Here is a 22495-nt window from a genome sequence, read left to right on the forward strand (position 1 = left end):
GAGCGGTCGTGCTCGCCGCGGGCAGCGCCGGATACGCGGTCGTCGGGGCGGTAGTGCCGGACCGATGGTCGTGCGTGACGGCCGGCGTGGTCCTCGCGATGGCGAACCACTGGGTTTCCGCGTGGCGTGAAACGGTTGATGATTCTTCAACCGCAATTCACGACCGGCGGAATCCGGCCGGGAAATAACTGACGAGTGTTCTCTTTTTCCGGATCGGCGACCGGAGTCCCTGTTCGCGCAGCGCGGCGACGGCCTCGGGTTCGTGGCGCGCGCAGTTGGCGAGGATGCCGAACACCAGCATGGTGACCAGCAGCGACGAGCCGCCGTAGGAGATCAGCGGCAGGGTGACGCCGGTGACCGGCAGGAGGCCCACGACGTAGCCGACGTTGATCGCCGCCTGGCCGACGACCAGCAGGGTCAGCGTGCCCGCGACGATGCGGATCCAGGGATCCGCGGTGCGGCGGGCGATCCGCATCCCGACGACGGCGACGCCCGCGTACAGCGCGAGTACCGCGACACCGCCGACGAAGCCCAGTTCCTCGCCGATGAGCGCGAAGATGAAGTCGTTCGCCACGCCCGGCAGGTAGCCCCAGTTCGAGCTGCCCTGCCCCAGCCCGCGGCCGAACACTCCCCCGTCGGCGAGCGCGTACGACGCCTGGGTCGTCTGGTACGAACCGGAACCGGAGTCAGGTGCCGACGACAGGAACGAGAGCACGCGCGCCTGCCGGTAGCCCGCGCTCAGGGCGAGCACGGTGAACCCGGCGGCCGCGCCGAGGACCAGCGCCGTGAACAACCGCGCGGGCATGCCGGCGAACCACAGCAGGCCGAGCATGATGATGCCCAGGGTGATCGTGCCGCTGAGGTTCGGCTGCGCCATCACGAGCGCGAACATCAGCAACGTCACCGGGACGACGGGCACCAGCAGGTGCCGCCACCGGTGCAGCAACCGGTCCTTGGCCACGAGGACGTGCGCGCCCCACAGGGCGAGCGAGAGCTTGGCGAACTCGATCGGCTGGACGGACTGCCCGGCGACGACGAACCAGCGCTGCGCCCCGCCGCCGTCGGAACCCAGCGGGGTCAGCACGAGAAGCAGCATGCCCAGCGAAACGATCATCGCCCCGCCGGACCACCGGCGGATCGTCGCGAGCGGCACGCGCAGGCCGAGCCAGAAGACCCCCGCACCCAGTGCGACGTAAGTGAGGTGCTTGCCGAACAAGCCGCCCTGGCCGGGAGTGCGCGGGTCGTAGGACGCCACCGACGACGCACTCGACACCATCACCACCCCGACGACGGTGAGGATCCCGGCCAACGCCAGCACCAGGTGGAACGACGCGAGCGGCCGGGTCGTCCACCCGGTCAGCCGCTCCCACGCGGCGGCCGCCGGTGCCCGCCGGACGCCGGCAGCTCGCTGCGCGGGCACGGGAGAAGCCGAACGTGGTGGCACCACCGGGCCTCCTCCCGTTCCGCTGTGGTCCGGTCCGAGCTTGCCAGGCCCGGCTGGCAAGAGACTGAGAACCCCGCAGAACTCCTTCACGCCGGCCATACGCGTCGCATGGGAAGGCTTCAGGTGCAGGCGAAACTCGAGGCGCTGTCCGGATCACCCGCGAGATACCGGGGCCAGCCCGGATAAGCGCACAGCGGCCGGGTGCGGTGGTGGGCCAGGTCGGTCACGACCTGGTTCGCGGGTGGCCGTCCCGCTTCGGTCCACCGCTCGAGCGCCGTGAGCGAGTCCCAGCCGGCCGCGAACGCCGGCGTGCCGAAGTTGGCGTGGTTCGCCCCGGGGACGACGTAGTACCGCAGGAACGCACCGGTCTCCCGGGGCCCCAGCACGGCACGGACCCGCTCGTAGTAGTCGCTCGTCGAGAACGGCGAGACCAGTTCGTCCGCAGCGCCGTGGAGCAGGATCAGCTTCCCGCCGGCGCGGGCGAACGGGCGCAGGTCCACGTCGTTCCGATCCTCCACTGTGGACAGGAAACTGATCCGGCCGAGCCACCGGCCGGGGTGCCGGGGGTCCACTTCCAGGGGGCTGTGGCGCGGGTCCCGGGTCAGGAAGTACTTGACCCACTGGTCCCAGTACTGCGTGCCGTACCCGCTCGTCACCGGCATGGGATCGGCCGGCGCGGTGGTGCCGAACCCGAGGAACGGGGTCCGCATGTCCGCCCCCGCGAGGAACGGGAATCCCGGGTACCCGGTTTCGCCGCTGGCGATCCGATACGGCCACCGGAACGGGGAGGACAGGGCGGTCACGGCCCCGATTTGCGGATCCGACAGGCAGTCCGGCCCGGTATCGGCCCCTCCCGGGCAACGAAGCGTGCGCGGATCGAAGCGGCAGCCGCCCGGGTTCGAGACGACCTTGTCCCGGAGGCCGTCCTGACCGTCGCACGCGGCGACGACGCTGTCGTAGAGCAGCGTCTGCTTCGCGGGTCCGGGAAAAGCGCCGGGACGCGACAGGATTTGCGTCAGGTAGCCCAGGTCCAGGATCTCGGCGAGGTTGTTCCACGCCGGAAACGCCGAGATCACGCCGTCGAACGCGGCCGGCCACCGCTGGGCGACGACGAGGGCCTCGCGGCCGCCGGTCGACCCGCCGGCGAAGAAGACCTCGGCGGGCATCGCCGCGTAGGCGTGCCGGATGAGGAAAAGGCTCGCGTCGCGCGTCTTCTTGAGCGCGTCACCGGCGGCGAAGTTCCGCAGGGCCTCGTCGTTCACGCCGAACGAGCCGTCCAGTGACGGCGGGGACGCCGGGTTCTGCCGGTGGCCGGAGTCGCTCGCGAACGTCGCGTACCCCCGGGCCAGTGGCACCGGCCGGTCGGCGGGACCGAACGGCACGTTCGCCGTCAGGTCCGGGATGGTGCCGTCGAACCCGCCGCCGCCGAACATCATCGCCTTGTGGTTCCAGGCGCGGGGCAGCGCGACGCGCAGCTTGATGGCGGGCGCGGCCGGGTCGACCGGAAAGAGGTCGGCGTCGGCCTGGCAGTACTCGCCACGGACGGGATCGGACACGACCGAAACCGCCGTGACGCGGCCACCGGTGGTCGGCAGGCTCATCACCGCCGCGGGAATCCGCAGCCCGGCCAGCCCGGCACACCCCGGTGCCGCCGAGGTCGCCGCGGCGGGTCCGGGCACGCTCGCCGCCAGCACCACGGCCGCCGACACGGCGAGCCGACAGGTTCTCCTCATCACGGCCTCTTTCCGGAGATCGCGGGACGCCTAGTGGAGGTGCGCACCCGGGACGGCGAGCGGGTCAGCACGGACTTCGGCGGGGTTCGTCTCGGGCAGGAACCACGCGCTGGCGAACGTGATCAGCCCCATCGCCGCGATGTAGGCGGCGACCGGCAGGGTGCTCCCGGTCTTCGCGATGAGCGCCGTCATGAGGAACGGCGTGCCGCCGCTGACGACGATCGCGGACAGCTGGTAGGCCAGCGACGCGCCCGAGTAGCGGACGCCGGGTGCGAAGAGCTCGCCGAGGAAGCTCGCGATCGGGCCGTAGGTGAGGCACTGGAACACGAAACCCACCGTCACCGCGACGAAGATCAGCGGCAGCGAAGCGGTGCCGACGAGCCCGAAGTACGGGAAAGCCCAGACGGCGACGCCCAGCCCGCCGACCAGGATCAGCGGGCGGCGGCCCACCTTGTCCGAAAGGTACCCGGACCACGGAATGATCGCGAGCATCGCCACGGACGCGATCAACACGACGGCGAGGAGCGAATTCCGCTCGAGCTTCAGCGTGCCGGTGCCGTAGCTCAGGAGCCCGGAAATGCTGACGTAGAACAGGCTGTTGGTGGCGGACAGCAGCCCGCACCCGAGCAGGATGGTCCCCCACCGGGTGCGGAGGACCTCGGCCAGCGGGGCGCGGGCCACCGGCTTCGACACCGCGCGCTGCAGTTCGCGGAACTCGGGCGTGTCCTCGACCTTGGCCTGGATGTAGAGCACCACCCCGAACATCACGACGCTGAGCAGGAACGGGATGCGCCAGCCCCAGCCGAGGAACGCGGCGTCCGGCATCAGGCCACTGGCGGCCACGAAGATCAGGTTCGAGAGGATGACCGCGACCGGGACGCTGGTCTGGCCGAAAGTGCCGGCGAACCCGCGCCGCTTGGGACCGGCGGACTCGGTGAGCAGCAGCACGATCCCGCCCCACTGGCCCCCGGCCGCGATCCCCTGGACGAACCGGAGGGTGACCAGCAGGATCGGCGCCAGCGCCCCGACGTCCGACGCGCCGGGCAGGCAGCCGATCAGGAACGTCGCGGCGCCCATGAGCGCCAGGCAGGTGACGACCACCGGCTTGCGCCCGTACCTGTCCCCGAGGTGCCCGGCGAGCACCCCGCCGATGGGCCGCGCCACGAAGCCGGCCCAGAAAGTGCTGAAGGCCAGGAGGGTTCCGGTCAGCGGCGAGGCGTGCGGGAAGAAGACCTTGGGGAACACCAGCGCGGCCGCGGTGCCGTAGAGGAAGAAGTCGTACCACTCGATCGAACTGCCGATGAGCCCCGCCGCCAGCAGCTTGCGGAACGCCCGGCGCCGGGTCGCGGGCAACCCGGTGCCGGACTGCCCTTCGGGTTGGGTGAGCGGGATGGCCATGGATGCCGCCTTCGTCGAGGAGCACAGGCAGGTGATGGCGGTGATGGTAGGGCGCCGTTACGCTGCTGGCTGAGGTGTGGACCACCCACTCCTCCCGCCGGAACGGTGGGACTTTCGCCCACTCGACGCCGAGGAGGACGGCTCCCGTGACCAGTACGGCGGAACCGCGCCGGCAGCGTGAACTGGCGTCGTTGTACGCGACCGTCAAGTCGCTCACCGCGCTCGGCGAGCTCGACGAGGTCCTGCAGTCGATCGTCCACCACGCCCACGACCTGATCGGCACGGACTTCACGTACCTCTCGCTGGTCGGGGCGGACGGCAGGCTGTCGGCCCGCGCGTCGGAAGGCACGATCTCCGCCGGGTTCCTCGCGGCGGCCATCCCGGCCACCGTGGGGCTCGGCGGCAAAGTGCTGGCTTCGAAGAGCCCGCACTGGGTGCGCGACTACGCCACCTCGACGCTCATCCAGCACGACCCGGGCTTCGACCGCCTGGTCGTGACCGAGGAACTGGTCGCCTTGCTGGGGGTGCCGCTGGTCGTCCGCGGCGAAGCGGTGGGCGCCCTGTTCGCCGCGGACCGCTCCGAACGGTCCTTCCAGGCCGAGGAGATCGCGCTGCTGAACGCGTTCGCCGACCACGCCGCGGTCGCGCTCGACAACGCCCGGCTCTACGAAGCGAGCCGGACCGCCTTGCGGGAACTGCGGGTCGCGTACCGCAAGATCGAGCGGGCGCAAGCGATCCACGAAGCGCTGACCGGTGTCGTGCTGGGCGGCGGGACCCCGGGCGACGTCGCGCGGCACCTCGCCGACCGGCTCGGCGGAAGCGTCACGCTCCTCGACCGGGCGGGCGAGATCGACCTGGCCGACACCGTCGAAGCCGCCCGGCGTTCGGGCCGCTGCGCGGTCTCGGTGGGCGCGGACGGAACCACCCGCAGCGTGGCGGCGGTCCAGGCGGGCGACAGTTACCTCGGCGCGCTGGTGTGGCGCCGGCCGTCGGGCACCGGGGACGACACGGACCTGCGGACCCTCGAGCGCGCCACCCACATCCTGGGGTTGCTGATCCTCAAGGAGCGGGCCGTGGCCGAGGCCGGCGAGCGGCTGAGCGGAGAGCTGCTGACCGAGCTCATGGTCGGCAGTCCCGGAATCGGCCCGGCCCAGCGCGCCCGCGCCCGGGCGCGCGACATCGACGTCGACCGCCTGGATCTCGTCCTGGTCGCGGACTCCCCTGCGGCGCTGCCTGCCGACCTCGCGCGCCACCTGCACGACATCGCCCGGGAGCGCGCCGGGCTGGCCGGCGAGCACCTGGGCCGGGCCACGATGATCCTCCCCGGCGCCGACGACGAGGCGACCGTCGCGGAAGTCCACACGAGACTGCGGCGGACGCTGGGCGCCGCCGTCATCGTCGTCGGGGAACGGGCGGGTGGCCACGACTGGGCACGGGCGTTCTCCCTGGCCGGGCGCTGCGGCGCCGTGCTGCGCGCGCTGGGGCGCACCGACGCCGGCGCCACCACCCGCGAATATGCCTTGTACGCCATGGTCTTCGACCCCGAGCGGGCCGGCGAGCTCGAGCGGTTCCTCGCCGGCACGATCGGCCCGCTCCTCGGCTACGACCGGCGGCGCGGCACCGACCTCGTCGGCACCCTCACCGCCTACTACGGTCACCACGCCAACGTGGCCGCGACCGCCCGCGCGGTGCACCTGCACGTCAACACGCTGCTGAAGCGGCTGGACCGGGCCGGCACCGTCCTCGGCTTCGACTGGCGCCACGGCAACGACCTGGAACTGCGGCTCGGGCTCCGGCTGCACCAGCTCCGGGCGATCACCGCCGGCCCGTCCTGAGGCGATCGGCACCGGCGACGTGAGTGACTCGTTCGCGAGCTCCCTTTCGCGAACGAGTCACTCACCCTCCTCGTCCCTCAGGAGGCGCTGCAGCTGACGCTGGGCCAGTTCCGGTTTCCGTTGGTCATGATGGTGACGCCCCAGTTGTCGCCGTTGCCGTTGGGTTTCGCGATGAGGACCTGACTGCTGGGCCACGTGGCGTTGATGTTCCAGGTGGCACTGATCCTCGCGGGGCTCGGCACGGTCATGGTGACCGTCCACGTACTGGAGCCGCTGACCGAGACGTTGAGGTTGTACCGGTCGCTCCAGGACTGCCCCGCCGACAGCGTGGCGGTGCAACTGCCCCCGCCCGGCGGAGTGGTCGTGGTGGTCGGTGGTGTGGTGATCGGTGTCGTCGTGGTCGTCGTCGGGCCCGTCGGCGTGGTGGGTGTCGTCGTCGGGCCGCCGGCGTTGAGGGCGTTCAGCACCGAGTTGTAGGCGGCCTTCTTGTTGCCGCCGCCGTCGAACAGGAGCGGGCTCTCGCTGGACCGCCACGAGTCGCTGTCACGCACGCCCCACACGGTGATGCCGGCGCAGCGCGCGACGTTCATGCACGCCTGGGTCAGCGCCGTGTACTGCGAAGTGGACGCGTTCGTGACGTCGACCTCGGTGAGTGCCACGTCGACGCCGAGCGCCGCGAAGCTGGAGATCGTGGTCTGGAAGTTGCCCGGGACCGAGCTGCCGCCGGTGAAGTGGGCCTGCAGGCCGACGCAGTCGATCGGCACGCCGCGGGACTTGAAGTCCTGGATCATGCGGTACACGCCCTGCGTCTTGCCGTAGCTCCAGTTGTCGATGTTGTAGTCGTTGTAGCAGAGCTTGACCGACGGGTCGGCGGCCCGCGCCGTCCGGAACGCGACCTCGATCCAGTCGTTGCCCGTGCCCTGCAGGTTCGACTGACGGCGGCTGCCGTCTTCGTTGAACGCCTCGTTGACCACGTCCCAGTAGGCGAGTTTGCCCTGGTAGTGGGCCATCACCTTCTGGATGTGGTTGATCATCGCGTTGCGGAGCGTGCTTCCGTTCATGCTCTGCATCCACCCCGGCTGCTGCCCGTGCCAGGCGAGCGTGTGCCCGCGGACCCGGGAACCGTGGCTGACCGCCCAGTTGTAGATCTGGTCGCCGGCCGAGAAGGTGAACTGGTTCTGGTTGGGCTCGGTCGCGTCGATCTTCATCTCGTTCTCGGCCGTAACCATGTTGAACTCGCGCGCCGCGATCGTGGTGTAGGCCGAATCGCCCAGCCTGCCGCCGGCGATCGCGGTGCCGAAGTACCGGCCGGACTGCGCGGCGGCCGCACCCAGCGTGCCGGCCGCGGCATCGGCGCCGGGCGCCGTCACCAGGACGGCCGCCGTCGCGGCCACGGTGGCCACACCCGCGAATACTCGGCCGGCCGGCGACCGCCACCACCGCCGCCCCGACGAACTGCCTGCCATCCGTGGTCTCCTTCCGGGCACACGCCCAGGAGACGCCGCCCGCGGACGGGTCCGCCGGCGACCTGGACGAATCGATGAAGTTCACCTACTGCCAGCAGGAGAGCACGCCGCCGGAGCGCCACGCAAAAAGTTTCGATCGACTTTCGAAAGCCGGCTCCGCTGAACCCGCCCCGCCGGGGAAGGCCGTGAATGGCACATTGAGGGACTTGAAGTCCCTCAATGTGCCATTCACGGCCTTCCAGGGAGCCGTCACGGCTCGGCGATGTCGAGGGTGACTTCGGACAGCGGCCGGCCCACGCACGTCAGGACGTAACCGTCGGCGTTCTGCTCCGGCGTCAGGCAGTTCGGCCCGTTCATCGCGACGTCACCGCCGCGGAGCTTCACCATGCAGTCCCCGCAGTTGCCGACCGTGCACGAGTACGGCATCGGCAGCCCCGCCGCCAGGCCGGCGTCGAGCAGGGTCTGGCCGGGCTCGACCACCACGGAACCGACCTCGTGCGTTCCGTCCTCGACGATCAGCTTCCGCGGCACGGTGGCCACGGTGATCAGGTCCGCCCCGCTGGTGTAGCGCTCGTGGCGCACGTGCTCGGCCGGCACCCCGCGCTCGGTCAGGACACTTCGGACCAGGTCCGTCAACGCCTCGGGGCCGCACACGTAGTACCGGGCCTCTTCCGACGTTCGCAGCCCGGCGAGCCAGTCGTGCACTCCGGCAGCGTCGAGCCTTCCGTGCTCCCGCGTCAGGACCGGCGTGACCGTCAGCCGCTCCGAATGCCCTTGCGCCAACCGGGAAAGCTCCTCGGCGAAGATCATCTCTTCCTCGCTGCGGCTGCTGTACAGCAGCGCGATCCGGCCGGCCGCCGGTGCCGCCAGGAGCGTGCGGATCATGCTCATCATCGGCGTGACCCCGCTGCCCGCGGCGATCAGGACGACTTCGGGCGCCGCCGCCGGGTCGACGTGGAACGCTCCCGAGGGACCGCGCACGAACAGCCGGTCGCCGGCGCGCAGGTTCCGGTGGACGTGGGTCGAGAACCGGCCGCCGTCGACGTGCTTGACCGTCACCTCCAGCCGTGGCGTCCCGGGCGCCGACGACGCCGAGTACGCGCGCCGCACCGGCCGGCCGTCGATGTCGGTCACCAGCGTGAAGAACTGCCCGGGCCGGAAGTCGAAGGCGCCCGGTCGCCCGGCGTCTTCCAGCACGAGCGTGACCGCGCCGGGTGTCTCCCGGCGCACCTCGGCGATCCGCACCTCCCGCAAGGGATTCGCCGTTTCGGGCGCGACGGCGGAACGCGGTGACCCGAGCTCGACGTCCTCGTAGCCCTCCTTCCGCAACCCGGACCGGTACGCGCGGTTCATCACCGGCCGCAGCATCCGGCCGATCCCCGGGACCCTCGTGAGGCCCTTGAGCAGGCGGGCGAGCAGACCGGCGCCCGCCAGGTTCGCGGCGAGGTGGTTGCCGGCCACGACCATCAGATCCGGCACCGCGCCGGGACGCTCCGCGGTCCACACGCGCGAGCGTGTCAGGGCTTCACTGGCCGTCACTTCGGCGTGTTCGACGTCGACGAGCAGCGCCGCGTGCGGCGGTGTCCCCCGCAACGCCATCGTCTCAAGCAACGCGGGGTCGTCGGTGATCGAGCCCCGGCCCCGCACGTGCAGCACCCCGGTCCGGCCCGGAACGAGGGCGGCGAAGGAAAGCCGGTCGTCCCGCAGGAGGTTGTGCAGGCTGTCCGCGCGCTTGTTGCCCTTCCGGTCCGGGATGACGAGCGTGCGGCCGTCGAGGATCCGCGCGACGGCCTGCCGGTCGCCGCGCGGGCTGGTGTCAGCGCCACCGGAGTCGTCCCAAGTGGACAGAGCGAGAAACGGCGCGGTGGCGAGGAACTCCGCCACGCCGGGACCGCACAACGGGCCCGCTCCCCCGACCTCGGGGATCGGCCCGGCGGCGACCGGCGGTTGCCAGAGGCGGGAGCGGATGACGGCCTGCGCGCAGTGCACGTACGCCTCTTCGACGTCCACGAACGTCTCGGCTCCCTTCCGCTTGGCCACGGAACCGTTGACGCGCAACGTTTCCCCGACGCCCGGCAGCAGGAAGACGAACGAGACCGGGCCGTGCGCCTCGCCGTCGGGGAGGGTGAACGACATCCGCGTCGGCGAGTGAACGCGGACGAACCCCGGCGTGCCGCCGATGAACGTCGTGCGGCTGACGCCGCCGGCATCGCGGTAGCCGAAGCCCGCGAGCGGGCACTGCGCCAGGACGGCCCGGCAGCCTTCGTCGAGAGTGGCGATCTGCTTCAGCATGATCACCGACGGCGGCCGCCCCAGGATCGCCTCGACCTCGCCTGCCGTCTCCAGGCGCGGCAGCGCCCGCACCGGGGTATTGTTTTCGCAGCTCACAGCACTATTATGAGCATTAGCTCAGATACTTGCTACTCGCTTTTGCCGAGGCACGGGAGAACCAGGATGCCCACCGGAAACCGTCGCTTGGAGCCACGTCGGAAGCCTCGCCAGGTGCGCGCCGAGCTCACCCGCGAGCGCATCCTCACTGCGGCTGCTCACGTTTTCGCCGACCACGGCTACGCCGCCGGCACCACCAACCGCATCGCCGAGCGCGCCCGCATCTCCATCGGCTCGCTGTACCAGTACTTCCCCAACAAGGACGCCATCCTCGTCGAGCTCCTGATCCGGCACATCGACCGCGGCACCTGGACCGGCGCCCAGGAACTCGACCTCTCGCCCGGGACGCTGGAGGCGACGGTCCGGGCGCTCGTCCGCGACGCGATCGACCACCACGACGACGATCCCCAGCTGCTGCGGGTGATGATCGAGGAGCTGCCGGCCTCCCCGGAACTGCGCGACACGATGGACCGGCACGGAAAGCTGCGCACGGCCCAGGTCCGCGACGTCATCGTCCGGCACCCCGACGTCCGCGTGGGCGACCCGGACGTCGCCGCGGACCTCATCCTGCTCACCGTCGAGATCAACACGCACAAGTTCATGGCCGCCCCGGGAACCGTCCCCGTCGAGACGTTCGAGAACGAACTGGTCGCCATGGTCACCCGCTACCTGCGCGGGGATCAGTGACGCCCCCGGCGCGTCACACCGAGCACTCCGACGGCAGCTCGAACCACTGCGCGTCCTCGAAGCCGTCGGCCACCCGGCCGGGCTCCGGGCCGCCCGCCGCGCCCAAGATCCGGTCCGCGTCTTCGAGGTGCGCCGGCAAAACGGCCTCCGGCAGCGTGTCTTCCGCGAGGGGCCGGCGCACGCCGTCCGCGGTGTACCGCAGGCCCGCCAGGCTCAGCCGGGGTTCCGTCGCGCGGTGGTGGCGCCACCGCCCGGTCGCCGGGTCGAACCGGTAGTCCGGCAGCAACCTCCACCCCCTCAGCGCGACCTGGCGCACCGCTTCGATCACGTAGGCGACCACCGCGTCGGACATCGTGTAGTCGAAGCTGATCCGCACCCAGCCCGGCTTGCCGCCCTCCCGGCCGGCGAGCACCTCGTCCCGGAACCACCGTGAGCGGGCCGGGCCGATCCCGAGCAGGCGGTGCCCATACGGGCCGGCGCAGGAACAGCCACCGCGGGCCTGGATGCCGTACAGGTCGTTGAGCAGCGCCACCACGTAGTTGTGGTGCAACAGCTTCCCGCTCGGCCCGCGCACCAGCAGCGACACGATGGCCACCCGGTCGGCGTCGGCGTTGCCGAGCACCTCGAGGTTCGGCTCGGCCGACCACGACTCGAGTGCGCGCCGCAGCACCGCCTGCTCCCGTTCGCGGACGGCCTCGACGCCGACCGCCTGCTGCAGGCCGAACACCAGCCCCGCCCGGACGGATTCGACGATCGCCGGCGTACCGCCTTCCTCCCGGTGCGCGGCGTCGCCGATGTAGTGGTGGTCGGTCGCGCTGACGTAGTCCACGGTGCCGCCGCCGGGCACGCTCGGCACCCGGTTCCGCAGCAGCGCCCGGCGCACCACCAGCACCCCCGGGGTGCCGGGACCCCCGGCGAACTTGTGCGGCGACAGGAACATCGCGTCCTTGTCACCCATGCGCACGTCTCCGTGCGGCGCGGCCGCCGCGCAGTCCCAGAACGCGAGGGCGCCGTGCTCGTGCAAGAGGTCGGTGACCGCCGCGGTGTCGGTGAGGATGCCGGTCACGTTCGACGCCGCGGAGAACGACCCGAGCTTCAGGGGCCGGGCGTGGTGGCGGACCAGTTCGGCGCGGAGGGCGGGCAGGGACACGTGGCCGTCGGCGTCTTCCGGGATCGTGACCACGTCGCAGATCGATTCCCGCCACGGCAGTTCGTTGGAGTGGTGCTCGTAGGGGCCGAGGAAAACGACTGGCCGGTCATCCGGCGCGGCTGGAAGGCGCAGGCCGAGGATGGTGATCAGCTTGTCGATGGCTCCCGTGGCGCCCGAGCCCGTGAAGATGACGACCGTGTCCTCGCCGCCTCCGACGGCGTCCCGGATCGCCGAGCGGGCTTCCTCGCGCAGCGCGGTGGTCTGCGCCCCGGTGGCCGAGGAGTCGCTGTGGGTGTTGGCGTACCAGGGCAGGACGTGGTCGCGGATGAAGTCCTCGATGAACGAGACAGCGCGGCCGGAAGCGGTGAAGTCGGCGTAGGTCACGCGGCGGCGGCCGAAGGGGCCGGTCATCGCCAGGTCGTCGCCGATGATCGACTCCCGCACTTTCCGCATCAGCGCCTTCTCCGCCACTGTTCCATTGGAGGCCACCCCACGGCCGGGCGGCAGAGGAAAACGGGCACTTCTCGTGGCCGTTTCGCCGAACCTGCCGGGCCGGGTGGCCTATCCGGCGGCCAGCCGCGTGCGAAGTCCCGTCAGCAGGGCGTCCAGGCCGAGGCCGAACGCTTCGTCGGCGCGGTCGCGGCCGCGCGGCGCGGCGCTGATCGCGTCGCCGAGGGTGGGCAGGTCGTCCCGCTCGAGCCGCCACACCTCGTCCGGCGCCGCGAGATCGAGGGCAGCTCCCAGCGCGTAGCAGTCGAGCACGCCGATCCACAGGACCACCTCGCGCACGGGAACGCCGGTACGGCGCAAGAGGATCGCGATGCGTTCGTAGGCGTGGAGGACCGGCCCCGCGGTCATCGTCTGCTCGTTCAGCAGCGGGATCAGGGCGGGGTGCTCGGCCAGCGCCCGCCGGTAGCCGCGCATCCACCGGCCGACCTGCTCGCCCCAGTCGCTCCCGTCCAGCGGGAGCGGGTCGATCGCCGTGGCCATCCGTGCGCGCAGCGCCTCGACGATCGCGGTCCGGCCGCTGAAGTGGTGGTAGATCGAGGACGCGCTCACGCCGAGCCGCGTGGCCAGCTCGGCCATCGTCAGCCGGCCGGTGTCGTCGACGCACGCCAGGGCGGCATCGAGGATCGCCTCGGTATCAAGCAACCGTTTTCGTCGCTGTACCACAAATCCTCCACTATATCGGTTGCCACTGACGGTAACGATCGACGAAATCCTTGACGGCCTCGACGCGCGGGGCGCATGCTTAAGCGAATGTCGTTCGGTTAAGCATGCCAGGCCCGAGAGGACGCCACCATGGCCGGATCTTCCCCCGACCTCGCCCCCGACTCCCTCAAGCGCGGCGTCCTCGGGACGGGCAGCCTCGTGTTCATGGTCGTGGCGGCGGCGGCCCCGCTGACCGTCATGGCCGGCGTCGCGCCGCTGGCCATCATGGTCGGCGGGATCGGCGCCCCGGTCGCCTACCTGGCCGCCGGGATCGTGCTGACGGTGTTCGCCGTGGCGTTCACCCGGATGACCCGGTACGTGGGCAGCGCCGGCGCTTTCTACGCCTACATCGCGAAGGGCCTCGGCAAGACCTGGGGGTTCGTCGCGGCGCTGCTGGCGCTCATGTCGTACAACACCCTCCAGATCGGGGTCTACGGGCTCTTCGCCGCGCAGGCCAAGGCCACCCTGGCCGACGTCTTCGGGCTGGACGTCCCGTGGCCGGTCATCGCCTTCGCCGCCGTCGCGCTGGTGCTCCTGGTCGCCTGGCTGGGGATCGACGTCGGCGCGAAGGTGCTCGGCGTGCTCCTCGTCCTCGAATCGGGAATCCTGCTGCTGATGGCGGTCGGCGTCCTGGCGCACGGCGGTGCGTCCGGCGTCGACGCGAAGTCCTTCGCTCCGAGCGCCGTCTTCAGCCCGGGCATGGGCGGCGTGCTCGCCTTCGGTTTCGCCGCCTTCATGGGCTTCGAGTCCACTGTGCTGTACCGCCGCGAGGCCAGGAACCCCGAGCGCACGATTCCCCGTGCGACTTACATCGCGGTCGGGTTCATGGCCGTCTTCTACGGTTTCATCGTCTGGGCGGTCATCCAGGCCTTCGGCAGCGGCCAGGTCGTCGGCGCGGCCGCCGGGGACGTCGGCGGCCTGTTCTTCACCGCCATCGGCACCTACGTCGGGTCCTGGGCGGCCACCGTCATGCACCTGCTCGTGATCAGCAGTGTCTACGCGGCCCAGCTCGCCTTCCACAACGCGATCACCCGCTACACCCACGCCCTCGCCCAGGACGGGCTCCTGCCCGCGTGGGTCGGGAAGGTCCACCCCCGCTACGGCTCGCCCTACCGCGCGAGCATCGTGCAGACCGTCCTGGCGGTCGTCGTGATCGCGGTGTTCGCGGTCACCGGGGCCGACCCGTACACGAAACTGCTGCTGTGGGTGAACACCCCGGGCGTGGTGGGCATCCTGGTGCTGCAGACCCTGACCGCGATCGCCACCGTCGCGTACTTCCTGCGGCGGAACAAGGCCGCGAGCACCCCGCTCGCGGTGACCGCCGGGATCGTCTCCTCCGTGCTCCTGGCGGTCGCCACCTACATCCTGGTCGACAGCGTCGGCCTGCTCACCAACGCTTCGGCGACCGTGAACGTGGTGCTCGTCAGCCTCGTCCCCGCGACGATGCTGATCGGCGGCGCAGTCGCCCTCTGGCTGCGCAAGCGGCGGCCCGCCGCGTACGCGCGCATCGGCGAAGGCGACGGCGAAACCCAGCCCGCCCCCGAAGGGATCCCCGCGTGAACCTCGTCCTCTGCGCCGACACCGTCCACACACTGGCCGGCGACGACCGGCCGGTCCAGGCGATCGCGATCACCGGCGGCGTCGTCACCGCCGTCGGCACCCGCCGGGACGTCCGCGACTGGCGCGGTCCCGGGACCGAAGTCGTCGACCTGGGCGGCGCCACCGTGACCCCCGGCCTGATCGACGCGCACACGCACCCGGTGATGGGCGTGCAGCTCACCGCCGACGTCGACCTGTCCGCCGCCCGCTCCCTCGACGAGGTGGAGCACCTCCTCGCCACCGCGGCCGCCGGCCGGGCACCGGACGAATGGCTCCAGGCGTGGGGCCTGGACCCCAACGTCTTCGGCGACCGGCCGGTCACCAGCGCCCCGATCGAGGCGGCGGTCGGTGGCCGTCCCGCGTTCGTGCGGCTGTTCGACGCCCACTCCGCCCTGGCCACCCCGGCCGCGCTGCGGATCGCCGGCGTCGACGGCCCCCGCCGGTTCGCCCAGCGCTCGAGCGTCGTCTGCGACGAGGACGGCCGGCCGACCGGCCTGCTGCTGGAGGCCGCCGCCATGGACCTGGTCACCGCGCACGTCCCCCGGCAACCGGTCGCCGACCGGGCGGCCCGGCTGCGCGCGCTGCTCGGCGAGATGGCCGCCACCGGGCTCACCGGCGGCCACGTCATGGACCTGCTCGGCGACAGCGCGGAGGTGGTCGCCGCCGCCGAAGACCTCGGCGACCTCCCGCTGCGCCTGCGGTTCGCCCCCTGGTGCGAACCCGGCGCCGAGGCGGAACAGCTGGCCGAGCTGATCGCCCTCCAGGGCCGCGGCGGCCGCCGCTGGGAGATCGGCGGCGTGAAGTTCTTCATCGACGGCACGATCGACAACGGCACCGCCTGGCTGGAAGAACCCGACGCCCACGGCGAATCGACCGACAGCTTCTGGACCGACCCCGCCGCCTACACGAAAGCCGTGCACGTGCTCGCCGCGGCCGGGGTCCCGACCGCGACCCACGCCATCGGCGACGCCGCCGTCCGCTACGCCCTCGACACCCTCGACGGACTCGACAGCCCCGCGGCGGCACCGCACCGCATCGAGCACATCGAGACGCTGCCGACCGAGCTGATCGGCCGGTTCCGGCGCCAGGGCGTCGTCGCGAGCATGCAACCGGCCCACACCCACTTCACCCGCGCCGACCACACCGACAACTGGTCGTCCCGCCTCGGACACGAACGCGCCGACCGGGGGTGGCGCTGCCGCGACCTGCGCGACGCGGGTGTCCCGGTCGTCCTCGGCTCCGACTGGCCGATCGCCCCCTTCGACCCGCGCGGCACCCTCGCCGCCGCCCAGCTACGCCGCCCGGCGGGCGAACCGGAGATCCCGCCGGTGCAGCCGCACCAGGGCCTGACGCCGCTGATGGCCCTGGAGGGCTACACGTCACTCGCCGCCGCGGCCGCGGGTGCCATCGGCGGGATCACGATCGGCGCACGGGCCGACCTCACGGCTTTCACGCTCGACCCGCTGCGCACGGCCCCGGACGAGCTGGCCGACGCACCGATCGCGATGACCATCGTCGACGGCACGATCATCCACCGCCGCTGAGACCGGCAAGCCAAGCCGTCGTAACGCCGTGAAGGCCACCTTCAGGAACTCTATGTTCCTCAAGGTGGCCTTCACGACGTTCGCTGCGGGCCAGGCAGGCGCGCTGTCAGAGCAGGGCCCAGGCGCGGGTCAGGGTGTCACGCAGGATCTGCTCCATCTCGTCGAACTCCCGCTGGTCGCAGATCAGCGGCGGCGACAGCTGCACGACCGGCTCGGCGCGGTCGTCGGCGCGGCAGTACAGCCCCGCCTCGAACAGCGCGTCGGACAGGAAGCCGCGCAGGACTCGCTCGGACTCGTCCGCGCTGAAGGTCTCCTTGGTCTTCTTGTCCTTCACCAGCTCGATGCCGTAGAAGAAGCCCGCGCCGCGGACGTCGCCGACGATCGGCAGGTCCGTCAGCTTGTCCAATGTGGACCGGAAGGCCGTTTCCCGTGACAGCACGTGGCCGTAGAGGTCCTCGCGCTCCATCAGGTCGAGGTTGGCCAGCGCCACCGCGCACGACACCGGGTGGCCGCCGTAGGTCGAGCCGTGCATGAACGTCGTGGCGCCGCGGGTGAACGGCTCCATCAGCCGCTCCGAAGCCAGCACCGCGCCCAGCGGCGCGTACCCCGACGTCAAGCCCTTCGCGGTGGTGATGATGTCCGGCTGGTAGCCGTAGCGCTTGGCGGCGAAGTCGTACCCGACCCGGCCGAACGCGCAGATCACCTCGTCGGACACCAGCAGCACGTCGTGCTTGTCGCAGACTTCGCGGACGCGCTCGAAGTAACCGGGCGGCGGGACGAAGCAGCCGCCGGTGTTCTGCACCGGCTCCAGGAACACCGCGGCGACGGTGTCCGCGCCCTCGAACTCGATGGCCTGGTCGATCTGGTCGGCGGCCCAGCGGCCGTAGGCCTCGTAGTCGCCGGCGTGCTCGGGCGCGCGGTAGAAGTTCGTGTTGGGGACGCGCAGGGTGCTCGGCACCAGCGGTTCGAAGTCGGCCTTCGCGCCGGGGATGCCGGTGATCGACAGCGCGCCCTGCGAAGTGCCGTGGTAGGCCAGCGCGCGGCTGACCACCTTGTGCTTGCCCGGTTTCCCCACCAGCTTGAAGTACTGCTTGGCGAGCTTCCACGCCGTCTCGACCGACTCGCCGCCGCTCACCGTGAAGAACACGCGGTTGAGGTCGCCCGGAGCCGCAAGAGCGAGCCGCTCGGCCAGCTCGATCGCGGCCGGGTGCGCGTGACCCCACAGCGGGAAGTACGCGAGCTGCTTCATCTGCCGCGCGGCGGCTTCGGCGAGCTCTTCGCGACCGTGGCCGACCTGGACCGCGAACAGGCCGGCGAGCCCGTCCAGGTAGCGCTTCCCCCGGGCGTCCCAGATGTACGGGCCTTCGCCGCGCACGATCACCGGGACGTCGGTCTCGTCGTAGGCGGAGTGCCGGGTGAAGTGCATCCAGAGGTTGTTGCGCGCGGTCTGGGCGAGACCGGCGGCGTCGGCGGAAACAGGCTCGGCGGTAGTGGTCATGACTCGGTTATCGCACGCCTCGAGCCCAGATGCAAGCGATTCAGTCGTACAGCCGAACTTGGACGACTAATTCATGGTCAAGATACTCAGTCTACCTTCGGATTTAGTCGTCACCCTCCGCGAGTGCCCCACTGGTAGGTCTGTTTCCGCAGCTTGAGGTAGACCATCGCCTCCGCGTGCCGGACGCCGGGCAGCGCGCGGATCCGCGTCGAGATCAGCCGGAGCAGTTCCTCGTCGTCGGCGCACACCGCCTCGCAGAGCACGTCGTAGCGCCCGGCACAGAGGATCACGTACGCGATTTCGTCCATATCGGCCAGCGCGTCCCCGACCGGTTCCAGCGGGCCGTCGACGGTGATCGCGATCATCGCCTGCCGGAACAGCCCGACCTGCAAGGGATCCGAGACGGCGACGATCTGGATGACGCCGGAGTCCGACAGCCGCTGCACCCGCTGCCGGACGGCGGCCTCCGACAGGCCGACGGCCTTGCCGATGGTCGCGTAGGCGCGACGTCCGTCCTCCTGCAGCTGCGCGATGATCTGCCGAGAGATGTCGTCAAGCACCGGCGGCGCGGGCCGGTTCGGGATGTCCTGGCTGCTCACGTCCCGGATCATCCCCGACGGGCGGCGCCGGGCAAACCCGGCGCGCCGTCACCACCAGTGACTAAATCCGAAGGAAGCGAGGCAGACCGACAACGGATTCAGTCGTCCTCACCCCCGTCGACAACACCGAAACGGTGCTGTTCCATCCGTCGCACCTTGCCCCGGCCGGAGGGAACGCCCATGCCCCGTACTCCCGCCCGCCCGACGTCACCGCGGCCGCCGGCCCCGGGACCGCCCGCACGCTGACCCGGTCCATCGGCGTCGGCGGCGGCACGCTGCTGACGCTCAGCTGCGTGACGCCGCCGACATCAACCCCTCCGTCGCGGGCGCACTCGTCATGCTCGCGGTCCTGGTGGTGTCGGCGCTGTACTGGTGGGGCTACCTGCGGCGCCGTCCCGGGCGGTGGGTGGTGACCGTCCCGCCGGAGTAGTGTCCATTGTGGATTAACCGGCTCACCGGAATGTCCGGTCCCTGTCCGGGTTTTTGCCGCTAAGATCACCAAACCACCGGGACCGGCCCGGCGCGGGGCGGTACGTCTCCGGCTGCACCGTTCGGACCAGCGACGTATCCCCGCACCGGGCCGGTGCTTCCTCATCCCCGGCGGAACGTGGCTGTGCGGAGGGGCGGATGACGGGTCGGCGGACGCCGGACATCGATCTTCGGGTGCTGGGACCGTTCGAAGCCGAGGCCGCGGGCGTCCTGCTCGATCCGGGCGGTCCCCGGCTGCGGGCGATGCTGGCGTTGCTCGCGGCCTACGCCGGGCGGCCCGTGAGCGTGCCGGTCTTCGTGTCCGAGCTCTGGGGTCCCGAACCGCCGCCGGACGCCGAACGGACGGTCCGCACCTACGTCTCGCGGCTGCGCCGGGCACTGGCACCGGCGACCGGGCTGATCGGCACGCGGGCACCGGGATACGTGCTGCTCGCACCGGAGAGCGTGGACGCGGTGCGGTTCCGGCGGCTGGCCCGTGAAGGGCACACGGCGTTGGCCGACGGTGCCGCCGAGGCCGGACGCGAACGGCTGACCGCGGCGCTCGGCCTGTGGCGGGGCACGGCCTACGCCGAGTTCGACGGGATCGCCGCCCTGGAAGCGGAGCGGACGCGGCTGGCACGCGTCCGCCTCGACGCCGTGCAGGACCGCGTCGACGCCGACCTGCTCGCCGGGCTCGGCGGAGAGCTCGTCGCCGAGCTGACGGATCTGACCGCGGCCCACTCCGCGCACGAGCGGCTGTGGGGGCAGCTGATGACGGCCCTGTACCGCGCGGGGCGCCAGGCGGACGCGCTGGAGACGTTCCGGCAGGCCCGGTACGAGCTCGTCGAGAACGCCGGGGTGGAGCCCTCCCCCGCGTTGACGGACATCCAGCGCCGCATCCTCGCCCACGATCCCCGGCTGCTCGCCGCACCCCGTCCCGGGCGGGCGTCCGGGACGGCGCGGCCGGCCCAGCTGCCGCCCGTCGTGCCGCAGTTCACCGGGCGCCAGGCCGAGCTCGCCGCCCTCGACGCCGCCGCGGAGCAGGCGGGCCCGGCCGCCGTCCTCGCGGTGTGCGGCACGGCGGGGGTGGGCAAGACGGCGCTGGTGGTGCACTGGGCACACCGCGTCGCCGCCCGGTTCCCCGACGGGCAGCTCTACGTCAACCTGCAGGGCTTCGACCCCGGCCGCGTGCTGCCGGCCGAGGAGGCCCTGCGCGGGTTCCTGACCGCGCTCGGGGTCGCCGCCGAGCACCAGCCCGACACCCTGCAGACGCAGGTCGCGCTGTACCGGAGCCTGACCGCGGAAAAACGCGTGCTCGTGGTGCTCGACAACGCACGCGACGCCGCGCACGTCCGCCCCCTGCTGCCCGGCGGGCCGGGCAGCAGCGTGGCGATCACCAGCCGGGACGAACTCGTCGGGCTGGTGGCCCGGGACGGCGCCCGCCGGATCGCGCTGGACGTGCTGGGCCCCTGGGAGGCGGTCGAGCTGCTCCGGCAGCTCGTCGGCGACCGGGTCGCCGGCCCGGCGGAGCTGGAGGACCTGGCCGCGCACTGCGCCCGGCTGCCGCTGGCGCTGCGGGTCGCGGCCGAACTCGTCGTCCGGCGTGGCCGGGTGGGTCTCGAGGACCTCGCCGACGAGCGCCGCCGGCTGGACCTGCTGGAGGCCGGCGCGGATGACGCCACCGCCGTGCGGGCGGTGTTCTCCTGGTCGGAACGGCACCTGCCGCCGGCCGCGAACCGCCTGTTCTGGTTGCTGGGCCTGCATCCCGGCCAGGATGTCGACAGCGAAGCGGTCGCCGTGCTCGCCGGGACCGACGCCCACGGCGGCCGGCTGCTGCTCGACGTGCTGCAGGGTGCCCACCTCGTGGAGGCTTCGGGCACGGACCGCTGGACGATGCACGATCTGCTGCGGGCCTTCGCCCGGGAACGCGCCCTCCAGCGGCTCACCGAGGCCGACCGGCTGAGCGCGCTGAAGAACCTCTACGAGTTCTACCTGTCGGCCGCGCTGGCCGCGATGGACGTCGTGTTCCCGGAATCCGTGCGATGGCGCCGCGACGACGCCGGACCGGACCGGCCGTCGCCCGCGTCGGCGGTCGCCGCGAAGGCGTGGCTGGACACCGAACGGCTGACGCTGGTGGCGATCACGCGCACCGCGGACGGCGAGCTGGCCGGCTACGCCGTCAAGCTGGCGCGAGCGATCGACCAGTACCTGAGCGTCGGCTACCACAACGCCGACGCGTTTTCCGTCCACCGGCGGGCGCTGTCGGCGGCCGAGCGGCTCGGCGACCCGGGCGGGCAGGCACGCGGGCTGCTGGAGCTCGGGCGGTCGCACGCCCGGTCCGGCGCCTACGGGGATGCCGACGAGCACTACCGGCGGGCCCTGGAGCTGTTCCGGCGGCTCGGCGACCGCGCCGGGGAGGCGCGGACCCTGATCGCGTTGGGCCACAACGAAGGCCGGGTCCGCCGCTACCATGACGCGCTCGCCAGCTACGGCCAGGCACTCGTCCTCAACCGGGAGGTGGGCGACCGCGTCCAGGAGGCCGTCGCGCTGGCGAGCATCGGCCAGGTGCAGCACAGCATGGGACGGCACGAGGACGCGGTGTCGTGCTACCGGCAGGCCGCCGCGATCTACGCGGAGACCGGCCAGCGGGTCGGGCAGGGCCGGATCCTGAACGACCTCGGCAACGCGCTGCAGAGCTACGGACGGCTGCAGGAGGCGTACGACCACCACGAGCGCGCCCTGCGGATCCTGCACGACATCGGCGACCGCGCCGCCGAATCGATTGCGCGCACCGACCTCGGCCGGATCCTCTCGCGCTGGGGCCGCCACACCGAGGCACTCGAGCACCACCGGCAGGCGATCGCCGTGTTCCGGGAGATCGGCGACCCGGTCGGCGAAACGGAGGTGCTCGTCAACCTCGGCATCGCCTACGAAGACACGGGACGGCACCGGGAAGCGGGCGAAGCGCACCAGCAGGCCCAGACGCTGGCCGCGAAGCTCGGCGACCGCCGGCTCGAATGCGCCGCCCTCAACGGGCAGGGCCGGGCGGCCTGCGCGGCCGGCCGGAGCGCCGAAGCCCTCTCGCACCACGAACAGGCCCTCGCCCACGCCAGGGCGATCGAGGACCGCGAGCAGGAAGCGCGGTCGCTGGACGGAATGGCGGCCGCCCACGCGCGAACCGGCGCGGCCACCGAGGCCCACCGGCTGTGGTCGGCGGCCCTCCCGATCTACGACGACCTGTGCATGCCGGAGGCCGCCGAGGTCCGGGAGCGCCTCACCTCGGCCGGCCCGGAATGACCCGGCCCGGACTCTGGAAACGCCTGCCCACTCGCCGGCGCACATGGCCGCCGCCGCAGTGTCTTGAATGACTCATTCATGTCTTCGGAGGTCTTGAATGAGTCATTCAAGACCTCCGGCGAGCCGGGCGGCACCGGCGCGGGGGTGGATCGGAGACGGCCGTCCCCGATCCACCCT

General features: G+C 71.7%; 13 protein-coding genes and 1 pseudogene. 5 read left to right on the top strand and 9 right to left on the bottom strand.

Annotated features, from left to right (window positions below):
* Positions 1–12: 12 nt before the first annotated feature.
* The 3 genes and pseudogenes from A3CE_RS50215 to A3CE_RS0105225 all read right to left on the bottom strand — a co-directional run.
* Positions 13–1447 (bottom strand): annotated as a pseudogene (locus A3CE_RS50215) (FtsW/RodA/SpoVE family cell cycle protein); the annotation flags it as partial.
* A 116-nt stretch (positions 1448–1563) separates the two neighbouring features.
* The gene (locus A3CE_RS0105220; RefSeq protein WP_026468162.1) at positions 1564–3177 is read right to left on the bottom strand and encodes a tannase/feruloyl esterase family alpha/beta hydrolase; all 1614 of its coding nucleotides are present in this window, start codon (positions 3175–3177) and stop codon (positions 1564–1566) included.
* A 30-nt stretch (positions 3178–3207) separates the two neighbouring features.
* Positions 3208–4575 (bottom strand): MFS transporter, encoded by a 1368-nt coding sequence (locus tag A3CE_RS0105225; RefSeq protein WP_020639013.1) that lies wholly within the window; start codon positions 4573–4575, stop codon positions 3208–3210.
* Positions 4576–4721: 146 nt separating this feature from the next.
* Between A3CE_RS0105225 and A3CE_RS0105235 the strand changes: the two genes are divergently transcribed.
* Positions 4722–6410, top strand: coding sequence for a helix-turn-helix domain-containing protein (locus A3CE_RS0105235; protein ID WP_020639014.1), 1689 nt, complete (start codon positions 4722–4724; stop codon positions 6408–6410).
* A 77-nt stretch (positions 6411–6487) separates the two neighbouring features.
* Here the strand turns inward: A3CE_RS0105235 and A3CE_RS0105240 are convergent, their stop codons facing one another.
* Positions 6488–7876: a glycoside hydrolase family 10 protein gene (locus tag A3CE_RS0105240; RefSeq protein ID WP_026468163.1), complete on the bottom strand. Its 1389-nt coding sequence runs from the start codon at positions 7874–7876 to the stop codon at positions 6488–6490.
* A 249-nt stretch (positions 7877–8125) separates the two neighbouring features.
* Positions 8126–10264 carry a 2Fe-2S iron-sulfur cluster-binding protein gene (locus tag A3CE_RS0105245; protein ID WP_245589433.1) on the bottom strand — a complete coding sequence of 713 codons (2139 nt, stop codon included), beginning with the start codon at positions 10262–10264 and terminating at the stop codon, positions 8126–8128.
* 114 nt (positions 10265–10378) lie between these two features.
* Here A3CE_RS0105245 and A3CE_RS0105250 point away from each other — a divergent pair, with 114 nt between their 5' ends.
* Positions 10379–10951 carry a TetR/AcrR family transcriptional regulator gene (locus A3CE_RS0105250; protein ID WP_020639017.1) on the top strand — a complete coding sequence of 191 codons (573 nt, stop codon included), beginning with the start codon at positions 10379–10381 and terminating at the stop codon, positions 10949–10951.
* A 13-nt stretch (positions 10952–10964) separates the two neighbouring features.
* Here the strand turns inward: A3CE_RS0105250 and A3CE_RS0105255 are convergent, their stop codons facing one another.
* Together A3CE_RS0105255 and A3CE_RS0105260 are read right to left on the bottom strand one after the other, a co-directional pair.
* Positions 10965–12554, bottom strand: a complete 1590-nt coding sequence (locus A3CE_RS0105255; protein WP_051183871.1) for an aminotransferase class V-fold PLP-dependent enzyme — start codon at positions 12552–12554, stop codon at positions 10965–10967.
* A 108-nt stretch (positions 12555–12662) separates the two neighbouring features.
* The gene (locus tag A3CE_RS0105260) at positions 12663–13253 is read right to left on the bottom strand and encodes a TetR/AcrR family transcriptional regulator (RefSeq protein ID WP_020639019.1); all 591 of its coding nucleotides are present in this window, start codon (positions 13251–13253) and stop codon (positions 12663–12665) included.
* Between the two features lie 150 nt (positions 13254–13403).
* Here A3CE_RS0105260 and A3CE_RS0105265 point away from each other — a divergent pair, with 150 nt between their 5' ends.
* Positions 13404–14873 (top strand): APC family permease, encoded by a 1470-nt coding sequence (locus A3CE_RS0105265; protein WP_020639020.1) that lies wholly within the window; start codon positions 13404–13406, stop codon positions 14871–14873.
* On the top strand, positions 14870–16456 hold the full coding sequence (locus tag A3CE_RS0105270) for an amidohydrolase (RefSeq protein WP_020639021.1): 1587 nt from the start codon (positions 14870–14872) through the stop codon (positions 16454–16456). Before A3CE_RS0105265 ends, A3CE_RS0105270 begins: the two co-directional genes overlap by 4 nt.
* Before the next feature lie 106 nt (positions 16457–16562).
* Here A3CE_RS0105270 and A3CE_RS0105275 read toward each other — a convergent pair whose 3' ends face one another.
* A complete protein-coding gene (locus A3CE_RS0105275; RefSeq protein WP_020639022.1) occupies positions 16563–17954 on the bottom strand; it encodes an aspartate aminotransferase family protein in 1392 nt (463 codons plus the stop codon).
* Between the two features lie 110 nt (positions 17955–18064).
* Positions 18065–18565 carry an Lrp/AsnC family transcriptional regulator gene (locus A3CE_RS0105280; RefSeq protein ID WP_020639023.1) on the bottom strand — a complete coding sequence of 167 codons (501 nt, stop codon included), beginning with the start codon at positions 18563–18565 and terminating at the stop codon, positions 18065–18067.
* A 615-nt stretch (positions 18566–19180) separates the two neighbouring features.
* Between A3CE_RS0105280 and A3CE_RS53310 the strand changes: the two genes are divergently transcribed.
* Positions 19181–22318 (top strand): AfsR/SARP family transcriptional regulator, encoded by a 3138-nt coding sequence (locus tag A3CE_RS53310; RefSeq protein WP_020639025.1) that lies wholly within the window; start codon positions 19181–19183, stop codon positions 22316–22318.
* The last annotated feature ends 177 nt before the right edge of the window (positions 22319–22495 follow it).

It is taken from the genome of Amycolatopsis balhimycina FH 1894 (genome assembly GCF_000384295.1).
Classification (GTDB): Bacteria; Actinomycetota; Actinomycetes; order Mycobacteriales; family Pseudonocardiaceae; genus Amycolatopsis; species Amycolatopsis balhimycina.